This is a genomic window from Candidatus Binatia bacterium (genome assembly GCA_036504975.1).
Taxonomy (GTDB): Bacteria; Desulfobacterota; Binatia; order UBA9968; family UBA9968; genus JAJPJQ01.
The window spans coordinates 1-14,416 of the sequence record DASXUF010000030.1 but is presented as its reverse complement, the minus strand read 5'-3'; the positions used below and the strand labels follow the sequence as shown (position 1 = coordinate 14,416).

12 protein-coding genes are annotated in these 14,416 nt (G+C 59.4%); all 12 read right to left on the bottom strand.

What is annotated here, in order from left to right; all coding sequences use genetic code 11:
• Positions 1-83: 83 nt before the first annotated feature.
• The 12 genes from VGL70_04640 to VGL70_04585 all read right to left on the bottom strand — a co-directional run bounded on the left by VGL70_04640 (position 84) and on the right by VGL70_04585 (position 14,322).
• Positions 84-1,202, bottom strand: coding sequence for an LLM class flavin-dependent oxidoreductase (locus tag VGL70_04640; protein ID HEY3302809.1), 1,119 nt, complete (start codon positions 1,200-1,202; stop codon positions 84-86).
• A gap of 44 nt (positions 1,203-1,246) precedes the next feature.
• The gene (locus VGL70_04635) at positions 1,247-3,667 is read right to left on the bottom strand and encodes a xanthine dehydrogenase family protein molybdopterin-binding subunit (GenBank protein ID HEY3302808.1); all 2,421 of its coding nucleotides are present in this window, start codon (positions 3,665-3,667) and stop codon (positions 1,247-1,249) included.
• Between the two features lie 127 nt (positions 3,668-3,794).
• A complete protein-coding gene (locus tag VGL70_04630) occupies positions 3,795-6,215 on the bottom strand; it encodes a xanthine dehydrogenase family protein molybdopterin-binding subunit (GenBank protein ID HEY3302807.1) in 2,421 nt (806 codons plus the stop codon).
• A 12-nt stretch (positions 6,216-6,227) separates the two neighbouring features.
• Positions 6,228-6,710 carry a (2Fe-2S)-binding protein gene (locus VGL70_04625; protein ID HEY3302806.1) on the bottom strand — a complete coding sequence of 161 codons (483 nt, stop codon included), beginning with the start codon at positions 6,708-6,710 and terminating at the stop codon, positions 6,228-6,230.
• A gap of 149 nt (positions 6,711-6,859) precedes the next feature.
• Complete coding sequence (locus VGL70_04620; GenBank protein HEY3302805.1) at positions 6,860-7,756, bottom strand: xanthine dehydrogenase family protein subunit M; 897 nt, start codon at positions 7,754-7,756, stop codon at positions 6,860-6,862.
• A gap of 253 nt (positions 7,757-8,009) precedes the next feature.
• A complete protein-coding gene (locus tag VGL70_04615) occupies positions 8,010-8,747 on the bottom strand; it encodes an alpha/beta family hydrolase (protein ID HEY3302804.1) in 738 nt (245 codons plus the stop codon).
• A 23-nt stretch (positions 8,748-8,770) separates the two neighbouring features.
• On the bottom strand, positions 8,771-9,232 hold the full coding sequence (locus tag VGL70_04610; GenBank protein HEY3302803.1) for a carbon monoxide dehydrogenase subunit G: 462 nt from the start codon (positions 9,230-9,232) through the stop codon (positions 8,771-8,773).
• Between the two features lie 191 nt (positions 9,233-9,423).
• Positions 9,424-10,179: a class II aldolase/adducin family protein gene (locus VGL70_04605; protein ID HEY3302802.1), complete on the bottom strand. Its 756-nt coding sequence runs from the start codon at positions 10,177-10,179 to the stop codon at positions 9,424-9,426.
• A 492-nt stretch (positions 10,180-10,671) separates the two neighbouring features.
• Complete coding sequence (locus tag VGL70_04600; protein ID HEY3302801.1) at positions 10,672-10,959, bottom strand: hypothetical protein; 288 nt, start codon at positions 10,957-10,959, stop codon at positions 10,672-10,674.
• Complete coding sequence (locus VGL70_04595) at positions 10,956-11,813, bottom strand: 2,3-dihydroxybiphenyl 1,2-dioxygenase (protein HEY3302800.1); 858 nt, start codon at positions 11,811-11,813, stop codon at positions 10,956-10,958. Before VGL70_04595 ends, VGL70_04600 begins: the two co-directional genes overlap by 4 nt.
• 82 nt (positions 11,814-11,895) lie before the next feature.
• The gene (locus VGL70_04590) at positions 11,896-12,936 is read right to left on the bottom strand and encodes an extradiol ring-cleavage dioxygenase (GenBank protein HEY3302799.1); all 1,041 of its coding nucleotides are present in this window, start codon (positions 12,934-12,936) and stop codon (positions 11,896-11,898) included.
• Between the two features lie 186 nt (positions 12,937-13,122).
• Complete coding sequence (locus VGL70_04585; protein HEY3302798.1) at positions 13,123-14,322, bottom strand: ABC transporter substrate-binding protein; 1,200 nt, start codon at positions 14,320-14,322, stop codon at positions 13,123-13,125.
• Positions 14,323-14,416: the final 94 nt, after the last annotated feature.

Here is a 14,416-nt window from a genome sequence, read left to right as displayed (position 1 = left end):
CTTTCCTCCTGCGCTTTTTTTCTTCGTTGCCTCCCCTCACCCATTCCCTCTCCCTCAGGGAGAGGGTTAGGGTGAGGGATTACTTAACCTACCGCATGCAGCCGCGGAATCACCTCTTTGCCGAACAGACGGACGTTATTGAGAACCATCTCCTGCGGCATCGCGCCCATGCGCACGATCGCCATGAAGGTGCCGAAGCCGCCCAGCTCTTCGTACTGCCCCAGCAAATCTTGGTACACCCGGTCGGGGGTTCCGACCAACACGAAGCCGTCGTCGCGCATTTTTTCCATCGGCGTGACATCGAAAGGATAAGGGGTCTTGACCTGTTCAAAGGTCATCTCGGGGTTCATATCGAGTATTCTTTTGATGGCCGCGTTATTGATCTCCCCTAGGAGGTTTTGGAAATAGTACTCAAAGTGCTTCTTACATAGCTTCTCCGCCTCTTTCTGGCTTTCGGCGACGAATACGTGGCGCGCGAGCAGGACGTCGTTCGCCGTGCACGGACGGCCGAACTCGGCGCACGCCTCGCGGAACACCTGGAGCTGTTTCTTGATCCCGGCCGTCGGCTGGAAAGTAGAGCACAGCGTTACTCCCGGCCGTTTGGCCACGTTGCGCGTCGGCTCCGGACCGATGGCGCCCACCCAGATGGGAGGGTGCGGACTCTGGTAAGGCCGCGGCCACATGTCCACGTCTTTGTAATGGTAGAACTGGCCGTCGTGATTGAGCAGGTCGTTGGTCCAGGCCTTGATAATCACGTCGAGGGCTTCTTCAAAGCGCGGCCGGCCCTCTCTTATGGGGATGCCGAGCGCGAGGTACTCGCGCGGAATGCCGCGCACGAATCCGGCGATGATGCGGCCGCGCGTAAGGTTATCGAGCATCGCGAGTTCCTCGGCCACGCGCAACGGATGGCCGTGGAGCGGCAGCAGATTGCCGGCCATGGCGAGCTTGATTCGTTTCGTCTTGGCGGCAACATACGCCAAAAACAGATTGGGCGAGTTGTCCAGGCTGTACGGGCTGCCGTGATGCTCGTTCAGACAGACACCGTCGAAGCCGACTTCTTCCATGAGTTGGAACTGTTCGACGTGGTTCTCGTAAGTCTTGGCGGCAACCTCGGACTCAAAATTTTCCCTGCCGACGGGATATTTCAAGCGGCCGGTCAGATCTTTACCGTAAGGAACAAAATCAAACGTGAAAACCTTCATGCTGTTTCCTCCTCGGGGATTAATCTTCGAATGGTATGTCGTAGCTAGGGTTTCTGCGCGGTTTGGATCAGCTGCCAGAGTCGTAATGGGGATGCGGGAACGGTGGTGCAGCGAACGCCCAGAGGGAAGAGAGCGTCATTGATGGCGCTTAACAAGGCGGCCGGCGTCGCCAGCACGGCGCTCTCTCCTGCGCCTTTGACTCCCATGGGAGAAAACGGGGATGGGGTCTCCGTGTACGTCCTCTCGGTCATGGGCACTTCCCAAATCGTCGGCAGCAAGTAGTCCATGAACGTGGAGGTAAGGTACTGGCCGTTTTCATCATAGACGTGTTCCTCGAGCAGCGTTTGGCCCATCCCTTGAGCCACGGCGCCCTGGATCATACCTTCGACGATTGCCGGATTCAATCTGACGCCGCAGTCATCGGCGATGACATACTTGAGCACCTGCACCTGTCCGGTCTCTCGATCCACTTCGACCATGACCACGTGGGTGTTGTTCGCGGCCGTGAGGTCGAAGCTCGCGCGACCCTCCGGGTCCGGCAGCTTGCGGTCCGGCGGATTGTAGGTGTAGCTCGCCTCGGGGTTGCCGTCGACGCCTTCGGGCAGCAGATCGGAACGGGTGAGCATGACCGTAATCACTTTCTGAAGCGGCAAAGCTTTCTCGGGAGAGCCCTTGACTCTCAGTTGGCCGTTGATGAGCTCGATATCGTCCGCGTTCGCTTCCAAAATCACGCCGGCCACCTTGCGCAGCTTTTCCGCGATCCTGTCGGCCGCGCCCAGGATGGCGCCGGAGAGCATGACGGCTTGGCGACTCCCGATGGGCCCCGTTCCCGGCCCGGCCGACAGGCTGTCCACCGCGATCACCTCGACGTCGTCGCGGTCGACGCCGAAGTAATCGGCCAGCAGGTTGGTCGCGAAAGTATGCTGGCCTTGCCCTTCCCAAGGAAAAGTAACTTCGCCGATGATCTTGCCGCTGGCATCGATCCGCACGCGGGCGCTCTCGGGCATCGAGGTGCCGAACGGCGCGCCGGGGCCGAGCAAGGTAAACATGCTCATGGCCACGGCGCTTAGCTCAACGCCCGTGCAGACGCCGATCCCCACCAATCGTCCGTCGGCGCGGGCCCGCGCTTGTTCTTCGCGCAAGGTTGGATAACCCGCCAGCTCGAGCGCCATGTCCATCGTGCGTTGGTAGTCGCCGCTATCGTATCTAGCGCCGTTAGGGGCCTCGTAGGGAAACTGGTCGGGACGGAGCAAATTGCGCCGCCGAATTTCCACCGGGTCGAGGCCGAGCTTGCGCGCCGCGAGATCGACGCAATGCTCCATAGCCAAGTTGTGAGACGGCACGCCCCAGCCGCGATAGGAACCCTGCGGGCACTTGTTGGTCGCCACCACAGTGAGATCGTACTGGGCGTTACGTATGCGGTAAGGCCCGGTAAACGCCGACAGAGGCTTCAGGGCCTTGCCGATGGCGACGGATACGGCATGGGCGCCCAGATCGTCGAGCACTTTCACGCGAAATCCCGTGATCTCCCCGTCGCGCGTCAGCGCCATTTCCGCCGAGTAATAGCGGTCCGGGCCGTGCGTGTAACTGCTCACCAGGTGCTCGATCCGATCCTCTATCCACTTCACGTGCCGTCCTCCGGCCTTACGGGAAAGCAAGGCGATCCGGATGATCGCGTGGGGAAAAATCTTCGTGCCGAAGGAGCCCCCGTGAGGCAATGGCTTGATGCGGATTTTGTGCGCCGGCAGCCGCAGGCCGCGGGCGACCGATGCGACGTAAAATCCGGTGCCCTGAAAGCCGCCCCAGGCATTCAACGACTGATCGGGACGCCACTCGACGATGCAGTTGCACGTCTCGATCGGGTTCCCGCTGGCCCGCGTCCAACGAAAATCGTCCTTGACCACGACGTGCGCCTCGGCAAACGCGTGATCGACGGCGCCGAAGGTGAAGAGACGATGGTAAATCAGGTTGGTGCCGTGGTGCTCCCAGATGATGGGACTGTCCGCGTCGAGCGCTTTGCGCGGATCTGTGACCGGCTTGAGGATTTCGTATTCGACCTCGATCAGTTCGAGCGCGTCTTCCGCGATATAACGGCTCGTCGCGGCGACCGCGGCGACGGGATCGCCGACAAACGTCGCCTTGTCCACCGCGAGACAGTGGCCCGCCCAGCCGATGGGGAAACCCGGAACGGGCTCGGACCACGCTTTGGCATCCTCCCCGGTAACGACCGCGACGACGCCTTGGAGCTTTTGTGCCTTCGAGGTGTCGATGCGCTTGATGCGGGCGTGGGCATGAGGGCTGCGCAAAATCGCCGCGAACAGCATGCCGGGAAACGCCAAATTATCCCCAAACTCCGCCCTCCCCGTGAGGAGCGCGGCGTCCTCGATGCGGGCCGTGTCCTTGCCCAGGTAGCGGGGCTGGGTTAACGGCAGCTCGCTTAAATTTCGCGGTTCTCTCTTGCTCATGCCGTTCACCCTTCGACGACGCTCAGGGCGAACGGCATCATGAATGGCGCAATCAATTTTTTCCGTTCATGCTGAGCTTGTCGAAGCATGGTGTGTATCAATAGGTTCTCGCGTTCACACGTCTTTCTTACCGGCTCGCCCCCTGCAGCGCCTTCCACACTCTCAGCGGCGACATGGGCGCCTCCGTGATTCTGATCCCGAGCGGTTCCAGCGCGTCATTCACCGCGCACAACACCGCCGCGGGCGTCGTGTGCAGAGCCCCTTCGCCTACGCCTTTGACTCCAAGCGGCGCGATCGGCGACGGCGTGCACATCTCGTGCTCCTCGGCCGCCGGCACCTCCATAATCGTCGGCAAGAGATAATCCATATAGGAAGAGGTCAGCATCTGCCCGTTCTCGTCATAGACGTATTCTTCGAGCAGCGCGGCGCCCACGCCGTGCGCCATTCCGCCCATCAGCATGCCGCGCACGACGCTGGGATTGAGGCGCACGCCGCAGTCATCGACCATAACGTACTTGAGGATTTTGACCTGCCCCGTCGCGCGGTCCACTTCCACCATGCAGAGATGTTGGGCTCCCGCCGCGGTGACACTATAGCGACCGAAACCCCGTTCGTCGGGAATGGTGCGATCCGGCGGGTTCCAAACATAAGTCGCCTCGGGATTTCCGTCGATTCCTTCCGGCAGCAAATCGGGCCGCGCCATCATGAACTGCGAGACCTGCGCCGCCGCCAATGTTTTTCCCGGCACGCCGCGCACGCGGAACTGGCCGTCGAGAAGCTCGATATCGTCCGCGCGCGCTTCCAGCATCACCGCCGCCACTCGCTTCAATTTGTCGGCTAAGCGCGCCGCGGCGCCGAGCACGGCGCCGGTGAGCGCGATCGCCATCGAGCTGGAGATCGGTCCGGTGCTCGGTTGCATGCTCAGGCTGTCCACGGTGATGACTTGAACGTCTTCCAGTTCGACGCCGAAGTAGTCCGCCAGAATCTGGCGCACGAAGCTGTGTTGGCTCTGCCCTCCCGGCGGGAAACCGAGCTCTGCGATCAGCTTTCCGAAGCCGTCGATGCGGACGAGAATTCCCTCCGGCGACGACGTCCGGCTGAAAATGCGCGGCGCGGCCAAGGCCAGCATCGGCGGGCCGGTTAAGCCGGGTTCGATGCTGCTCACGACGCCCAAGCCGACCAGCCGCCCCTCAGACCGCGCTTTTTCTTGTTCTTTAAGAAGTCGATCGTAGCCGGATTTTTCCAACAGCAACTTGAGGCTGCCTTCGTAATCGCCGCTATCATACACGTTGCCGGAAGGCGAAACGTACGGAAACTCTTCTTTCTTGATGAAATTGCGCCGGCGAATTTCGTTTCGCTCCAGCCCCAGCTTCTTGGCGGCCACGTCGAGAAGTTGTTCGAGGACCCAGAAGTGCGGCGGCAGCCCGAAGGCCCTGAGCGGTCCTTGCGGTGTTTTGTTCGTCACCAGGCCCTTACACGCATATTCGACGTTGGGGATGCGATAGCAGCTCCCGAGGCAGAGCAGCGGCTTTAAGAGCATCCCGATCGCGAGCCACTCGGAGAAAGCGCCGAGATCGTCGATGAGTTCCATTTTCATCCCGGTGACGGTGCCGTCCTGTTTCAGCGCCAGCGCGCATTCGTAGTGGCGGTCCCACGCGTGCGTGCTGCTGCCGATGAGGTGCTCGATGCGGTCCTCGGTCCATTTGACCGCACGGCCTTTGAGCTTTTTCGCCATCAGCGAGATGAGGATCACGTAGCGCGCGAAGGTCTTGACCCCGAAGCTGCCGCCCAACGGCGATTGGATGATGCGCACTTGCTGCGAGGAAACTCCCAGGGAAATCACCAGCGCCGGCAGGATGAGGTGAGGCGAGCGGTGGCTGCCGCGCAAGGTCAGCATCCCGGTAACCGGATTCCAGTCCGCGATGCAAACACAAGTTTCGATCGGATTGCCGCTGCTGCGATGCCAGCGAAAGCGCTCGCGCACGATCACGTCCGCGGCGGCGAAAGAGCCTGGCACATCGCCGAAGGAAAATTTACGATCATAGGCGACGTTGCTCTGTTTGCCTTCCAGGACATACGGTCCTTCTCCCGTCACTGCTTTGAGCGCATCGGCCACCGTCTCCAAGGGTTCGTATTCGACTTCGATCAGTTCGAGCGCGTCTTCCGCAATGTAGCGGTCGGTGGCCGCAATCACCGCCACGGGCTCCCCCACCCAATGGGTTTTTTCTACCGCCAGTGCGTATCCCGTCCAGCCCTCGGGGACGCCGAACACGGGACGCGACCAACTCTTAACCTCTTTACCGGTCAGCACGGCGGCCACGCCGGGAAGTTTTTCGGCGCGGGACGCATCGATGGATTTAATCAAAGCGTGCGCGTGCGGGCTTCTGAGAATGGCGGCGTGCAGCATGCCCGGAGCCCGGATGTCATTGCCGTACTCGACCTTCCCCGTGACCATCAGGGGATCCTCCATGCGCGGGCTGTCTTTACCCACGTGGCGGGGTTGGGTGACGGGAAGTTGCTCGGGAAGTTTGGGCTCGGCCGCTGCCACAGACTTACCTCGCTAGGGATTACGTAGCCGAGTGGCCGCCAATTTAACTGACTCCAGTATGTCCTGGTAGCCGGTGCATCGGCAGAGATTTCCCGAGAGCCACTCCTTGATCTCTTCCTCGTCCGCGTGCGGGTGTTTGCTGAGAAGTTCATAGGTGGTCATGAGAAATCCCGGCGTGCAAAAGCCGCATTGGAGCCCGTGCTTGTCCCGGAACGATTCTTGAATCGGATGCAGCTCGCCGCCGGGCTGCGCCAGACCTTCCACGGTCATCAGCTCGGCGCCGTCGGCCTGGACCGCAAGCATGATGCAGGAGCGCACGGTTTCTCCATTCATCAGTATCGTGCAGGCGCCGCACACGCCGTGCTCGCATCCCACGTTTGTGCCCGTAAGACCGAGGTCCTCGCGCAGAAAGTCCACCAGGGTTTTACGCGCTTCCACGGTTGCTTCATGATCCACGCCGTTGACGCGCACTTTGACTGTTCGACTCGTTGCCATTAGTGACCTCTAACTCCGTTCATCCTTCGATCCTTCGAGGGGCCTCAGGACAGGCTCCCTCGACAGCCTTTAGTCCCGAGCCTGTCGAGGGATCAGGACGAACGGATGAGTCAACGGATTACTTCTTGAAAACATGGATAGTTTCCCGTTCATGCTGAGCCCGTCGAAGCATTCAGATCTTTTAACTTCCCGAGCGCGGCGCGGAGCGCGCGTTTGGTCAGCGTCGCGGCGACAGCGCGGCGATATTCCTCCGTGGCATGAATATCGTTGCTGGGATCGATCCCTTGGCCGGCGACTCGCGCGGCGGCGTCCCATGCCGCCTCTGCCGGACGCTGCCCGATAAGCGCTCTTTCGGCCTGTTTAACCCTGATGGGAGTCGGACCGACGCCGAAGTAAATCAGACGAGCGTCGGTCACCGCCTGCCGCTCCTGGTCCACGGCCAACCCGGCAACGATCCCAACGAGCGCGAAGTCGCCATGACGCCGGCTCACTTCAAGAATCGACCAGGCCATATCCTTGGGCGGCGCGGGAAAGCGCACCTCGGTGAGAATTTCGTTGGGCTGCAAGTCTGTCGTAAAGAAACTTAGAAAGAAGGAGTCGCTCGGGATGGTTCGCGCTCCTCTGAGCCCGGTGGCCACCAGCTCCGCATCGAGCGCCATCGCCAGAGCCGGCAGCTCGGCCGCCGGGTCGGCGTGCGCGAGGCTGCCGCAGATGGTTCCGCGGCTGCGAATCTGCGGGTGCGCGATGTAATACGCCGCCTCGCGCAGCAGCGGCAGGCGCTCGGCGATAAGATTTTCTTGTTGCAGGGCGCGCTGGCGCGCATTCGCGCCGATCGCGACGCCGCTTTCCATCGGACGGATATAGCTCAGAGCTTGGATCCGATTGATATCGACGACGACCTTTGGCCGCGCCAAACGCATGTTCAACAGCGGCATCAGGCTCTGCCCGCCGGCGAGAACCTTGCCGTCGCCCTGGTGCGCGTCAAGAATCTCCAGCGCCTCTTGCAGGGTTCTAGGATCGTAATAATCAAATCGGGGCGGTTTCATAGATCGCTCTGTGCCACTTGTATGTTGGTGCTCTGTCCCACCACAAATCTTGAACAAAAGGGCTTCAACACAATTTATCCCGCCAAGACGCCAAGACCGCAAAAAAATCCCCCTTTCATCCCCCTTTGACAAAGGGGGAAAGAGGGGGATTTGAGAAACCTTGGCGTGCTTTGCGTCTTTGCGCGAGTCATCTTTTTTGCGTTCTGTAAATCCAAAATCCAACGGAGAATTTGAAATATGTTTGGCTGGTTCTTTACCTGCCTCCAGCCGAGGCCGCCCTGGTTTTCGTCGTTGCGTGGCGGCGCAAGAATTCCAGAGCGCGACTCCAGCAATCGTCGGCAGCTTCCTTACGATACGCGGGGCCTTTCGCGTTTGTCCAGCCGTGATCGGCGCCGGGGTAGGTGTGAACCTCAAATATTTTTCCCTGCGCCTCCAGCTCTTTCCGGTAATCATGCACGTCCTTCATCGGCACGAGACGGTCCGCCTCGCCGAAGCAGGCGATCACCGGCGTCTGCAGATGCGATGCGCGGTCCAGCGGCTGAGTGGGCGTGTTGGGATTCCTCGTGTCGTTGGTAGGAAATCCATGAAAGGAAGCCGCGCCGGCCAACTCTGCTTGATAGGTCGGCCAGAGGAGAGCGAAGCGGCCGCCGATGCAATAGCCCCACGCAAAGACCGGTTGATCGCCGACCAGCGGATGGCTTCGCAGCATGGCCAAAGCCGCGTCTAAATCTCCCAGCACTTGCTCATCAGGTTGGCACCCCGGCCTTTTGAAAGGATCTTCCGGAATCCCGGGATGATCGAAGATATCCACTCCCAACGCTACGAAGCCCTCCGCGGCAAGCCGCTCGACGACGTCGGCGGCAAACTCATCCAGAGCCTTGATTGTCGGGATCATGATGATCCCCGGAAATGGCCCTCGACCCTCTGGCACGGCCAGGACGCCTGCAAAGGTCGTGGCGCCGCGCGGAATGCGCACCTTTTCAAGCGGCATAAAATCCTCCTCTGTTATGACGATCAGCCACTGGATTTTGCGATTCGTGTCGCAAGCTGACTCTGCAGGCAACGAAAAAATTGCCCCATCATTTGCTTCGACACTCCCTCAAGCAGACGCTGGCCGACGCCGGCGATGAGACCTCCTACCTGCGCGTCGCCGCTCACGAGAACGGCCGTCTTGTCGCCTTCGGCTTCGTCCAGCGTGAGCGTCCCCTCGCCGCGCACAAACCCGGCGGCGCCGGAGCCCTCGACAACGAGCTTGTAGCTCAAGGGTGGATTTTTTTCGCGCAGCGAAATCTTGCCGCCGAACGTCCCCTTGATGGGGCCGACGCCGATTTCCATCGTGGCCGCGAATTCGTCGGCGCCCACTTCAGTCAACTTCTTACAGCCCGGCGTGCATGCTTGAAGCGACTGCGGATCAGTCAACAAGTTCCACACCTCCTGCGCAGCGGCCGGAAACATGAAACGTCCCTCGATCTTCATTTATCAAATCCCATCATGATCAATCACTATTTAGACCGAGAGTCTATATGCGCAGCCGGTTATCGTGTCAAGGCACACAATCCCAGGCGAACAAATCTCAGTTGTCATTCCGTTTTGCCTTTTGCCGGCCTACGATCACTGCTCGTTTATGGTGGTCGCACCAGATTGACCAAGCGAACGGCGGTGGGCTTTTATGGCACTTCGTCCGGCCAGATATTCTTCATCATCGAGCGGGTGAGTCGCTTCGCCTCTTTCTTTGATCTAATCCCGTGCTGGTATAAAAGGTACGGCCATATCCGATAGGGATGATCCATTCGAGATCGGATCCTGCCTCTGGCCCCATCCGTCAGAGGCCGGGGCGGGCTGAACGACGCGAGCAAGAGTTGATCGCGCGCCGCTCTCTCCAACCGGATCGCGGAGACCGCCGTGCCCTCGATCGTCCGCTCTGAAACGACGATGCCGTGGCCTTTGAGAAACACGGCGTAGTGATCGCCCATCGCTTCCACCATCTGCGACGCAAGCTTGTCCGTACGAATGCCGGCGCTGTCCGGAAAAACCGGAACTCCGTCGGCGAACATCCTGGCGTCACGATTGAAAGGGATCAGACCGGACTCCTGCAGTCCCATGAGTATGCCAAATCGAGGGTGGCAGTGGAGAACGCTTCCGACATCGGAACGCGTCCGGTAAATGACGCTGTGGATGGGGGTCTCCAGGGGGATCGGTTCCTTCCCTGCAATTCTCTTTCCAGAAAAATCGACGGCGCAGAGGTCCGCGGGATCGGCGAGGATCCCCGCGTATCTCGGATTGATGAGAAAGGTTTCCGTTCCAGGAATCTTTACGCTCAAGTGGCCGGACCCGTCCAGGACGCCCTCCGCGCTGAGGACTCTGATCGCGTCTATCAGGCGTCGCTTCAGATCTGCTATCGTTGGATTTTTTTTCTGTGCCATGAAATCCTCTTCTTACCTTTCAAAAATTGCCAGGCCGGATTATTGACCGTCTCCCTTGGCGCACTTTGCGCCTTTGCGCGAGCCGTGTTGTCTTCCTTCGCGACCTTCGTGTCCTTCGTGGTTAAAATCCTCTCACCACGAAGAGCACAGCGCAGCTACGCCGCAACCAAAGTAGAAACAAACATTTCACCACGAAGGCGCTCCGAAGAGCACGAAGTTTAAGTCATCGCGCCAAGACGCCAAGCACGCAAAGAAATTCAGAAATCCCCCTTTCATCCCCCTTTGACAAAGGGGGAAACAGGGGGATTTGAGGAGCGTTGGCGGACTTTGCGTCTTTGCGCGAGATGCCTTCTCCCTTCGTTTCTTCCTTCGTGTCCTTCGTGGTGAGATCGTATTTTCTTGTCGATTCCGCAACTTAGGATCGGTGCCAAGAAAATTTGCGCAAGCCGCGAAAACTATTAAGCATAGTATTACGAAGTTTGAGACACCGCGCTACGTGGAGAAGTCCGGATAGCCGAACGGCGCGATCTTTTTTCTGTACTCGGCGCGCAAGGCCGCTTTGTCGCCCTTCCACGCCCGCGGCGTAAAGCCGTTGAGAAGAAAAGGATGAGCTCCAAGCCGGTAGAGCGCGGCGTAATCGACGTCGATCAACGCCGCTCTTTCTTCTTCTGTCAGGTCGCGGCCTTCGAGAAACTTCGTTCCGTCCGCTCTAAAGGCGCTCAAGGCCTTCTCGTCCAGGATAACCTCGCGCATCACCTTGTCCACCTGGTATCGGCTCACGGTAGCACTCCCGTTTCAATATCCCAGGCCATATACGGAACCGATCCTTTGGATTTCGGGAAGCGCACTCCCGAAGCGTTGGGCGCTTTCCCATCAGCCAGTCCCATCAGCAATACGAAATTAGAGAAACCGGGAGTCACGTTTCCGGCCGCCATCATTCGATCCCAGGTTGCTTCCTCAATGACGGTCTCGACATCTCCCCTGCCGATCAGATCCATCATCCGCCGATCGAACTCCGGGTCCGAAGAGGAACGCCCTTCCTTCGGTCCGCCGATCTCGATCGCGAGATGACCGCTCGACACCACGGCCACGCGCTTATCCGCGGGCAGCTCCTCGATCATCCTCCGTATCGCCTTGCCGACTTCGTAAAAACGGCGCGCCGGCGGAATGGGCGGCGCCATGACATTGGTAAAGATGGGGACGATGGGCAAATCCATTTCCGGCCGGATAAAATTGAGCGGCACGGTAAAGGCATGATCCAGCCGAAACTCGTCCGAAAAGGCGAAGTCTACGCCCAGCTTCGACCCCGACTGCAGCAGACCCTTTGCCACGTCGACGTCGATCTCAGCGCGATAGGGCGCTATGCCGAACGTGCGCATCTCATGCGCAAACGGCCCTTCGGCCCTTGGCGCTTTGCCAATCAGAAACGGCGGCATGTTGTCCATGAAGAACTGGTTCAGATGATCGCTTGCGATCACGAGCAGCAGATCGGGCCTCAAGCCGGCCATTCTTTTTTTCATCGACTCGTAGTCCTCGGCCGCCTGAACGATCGCCGGCTCGGGATTGGGCTCCAGGATCATCCCCGGCAAATTCGGGCTGTGCGTGATGCCGATGATCTCTACGAGCTTTGCCATCTCTCTCTACCAGGCTGCTTTCGCAAGTTTGCCCTCTCCCTCACCCTCTCCCGCGAGCGGGAGAGGGAAGGGGTGAGGGCCGCTATTGCACCCCGGGGGGAAATAAGACCGTAGCCTTATCCGAGTTGAAAATGTAAGACTCGACAAAAAGTTCGAGCGAAGCCTTGCGCCCTTCCATAGCGCCCGCAAGACAGATCCAGTTCAGCATCTCGTGCTGCCCCGAGGAGCGCATTTGATCATGGTCCAAATCGCGCCACTTCCGTAACTCCCCGGACTTGAGCTCCGAAAAGCGCTGCCGGTCCACCTCCACGTCCGGGTAGAGGAAGTGATGCTTCGCCGTGAGCGTCCCGTGCGACCAGCTCGACGAGCCGACCAGCGCTGCGCGCCACGGGCTTTCCTCCATGATGTGTGCAACTTGTTTCCCCAGGTCGTAGCAACGCCACGGCAGCGGCGACGGCGGCGGCCGGCCCTCGATAGATTCTCCTTTGATCCTCAAATCGCTGCCGTAGCAGTTCACGTGGAAAGGGATAACGGGATAGGCAAAACCCTTGCGATCGTAGTCCAAGTAGAGAAGCGTGCGCGCGAATGCGTGGCTCAGCCCCTCGGCGTGGCGCAATCGATAGGACCACGCCACGTCAAACCCGCTCGCGAGCAACTTCCGCGCGAGAAGATTGGCCGCCTCCCGGTGCCCTTTGACTTTCACGACTTTGTCCGCCGGCTCGTTCCAGACGTTCGCGCTGGCGCCGAGACCGTCGCTCCCCTTAAAGAGCGCGCAGTCCACTTCATCGAGAGCGTAGACGCAGAAGGGCGGCACCAAATCCTCGCGAAAGTTTTCGTACTGGTCATCGCCCCAGATTAAAACGAAATCGGGTTTGAAGGCGTCGAGCGCCGCGCGCGCGGCGCGCACGCCCTCGAGCAGAGCCGCGCGATGGCTGCGCGCGGCCGTGAGTCCCTCATCGCTGCCCCACTCCGCGCGCATCCCCGCGGGCCAGTTCTTTGCATCCTTCATCTCGGCGGGCGTGCGCTCGCTTTTGAGCAGGCGCTTGAGAACATTGGCCATGCTCTCGTCGGTAAACTGAAGGTGCGGCGCATGGGTCATCCCGATGCCGAGAATTTCTCCCATCGGTCTACTCCTTATAATAATCGCGAGTGCGGCTGAAGTTATGAAAATCCCCCTTTGAAAAAGGGGGACTAAGGGGGATTTTATCTGCCAGCGCTCTCGAAATCCCCCCTTGCCCCCCTTTGCCAAAGGGGGGTACAGAAGGGCGTAAACTATTCATTGAACTCCTTAGACAGGACAATAGATTTTTCATCGCTGCTCCAGACGGGCGAAGAAATTTTCTTTTTCGAGCTCTCGGAGGAGGCCGGCGTCGATGAAGTCGGCGGCGCTTTTCCCCTTGAGTTCGGGGACGAGCGTTTTGCTGAGGTACTCGATATCAGCTTCCAGCGCCTCTTCCAAGGGATAAGGCTTCAACGGATTTCCCGGCCCCAGGTAGTTCTTATGCATGGAGTCCAACAATTTGGGATCTTCAACTCGGAGATATTTTCGAAAAATGCGAAACGCCAGCTCTTTGTCCCGGCGTCCCATCCACCCGGCCTCGACAAAAGCCCGCAGAAATCCCTTCACGGCCGCTCGGCGCTCCTTCAAGACCTGCCGCGTGGAGGTAAGATCGCTCACCGTGGTGCGAACGCCAAACTCAGCGGGGTCGGCGAGAACGTTGATTTTTTGCCCCAGGATTTCCATTTGAACGATGTTATCCCAGCTTGCCAGAGTGGCGTCGAAGTTGCCTTGGAGCATTCCTTGGATTCTCTTGTTGGATTCCGAAATGCCGGTCGGAAGGATCGTCACGTCGCGCCCGGGAACCAGGCCGAGCTTCGGAAGGAAGCGGTAGAGTAGCGCATCCGGCCCGCTGCCCGGACGAACGCTGCCGATGGTCTTGCCCTTCAGCTGTTGTAGGGACGCGATCGAGGGATGGGCCACCAGCCGATAGCTCGCCAAACCATAAGTGCCGATGACGACGACGGGGGCGCCGCGCGCGGCCGCGATGGCCGCGGCGGAGGCCGGATCGGAACTCAAATGCACGTCGCCCGAAATGAGAGCGCTGATCGATGGGCTGCCCGCCCGGATGTAAATGAGCTTGGCGTCGAGTCCATATTTTTCAAACAGACCGGTTTCCTTCGCAATCCAAAGCGGAGCCCGCGTTGCAGTGGCCGATGTATAAGCGACGTTGAGGCCTTCGAGCTTTTTCTCCTGCGGGATTGCCCGACCTGCAGAAACCAGGGCAAGCAACAATGCGAGCGCAACATTGAAAGAGATATTTTTCACGACGAAGAGCATAGCGCGGCAAAGCCTCAACCAAATGGGAATATCTCGCGCAAAGGCGCAAAGGCCGCCAAGAAAAATTTCTTTTAACTTTGCGTTCTTGGCGTCTTGGCGCGAGTAAATCCCCCCGTCCCAGAGTTCGGGACCGTTGAAAAATTTGCGCGGGCCGCGAAAACTTTCAGGCATAGGATTACGAAGTTCCGTCAGTGTCTCATCTGCGTTATCAAACCATCGATGAAGCCTTCGTCATCCAGCTCTTTCACCCAGTGGAGATCCCATA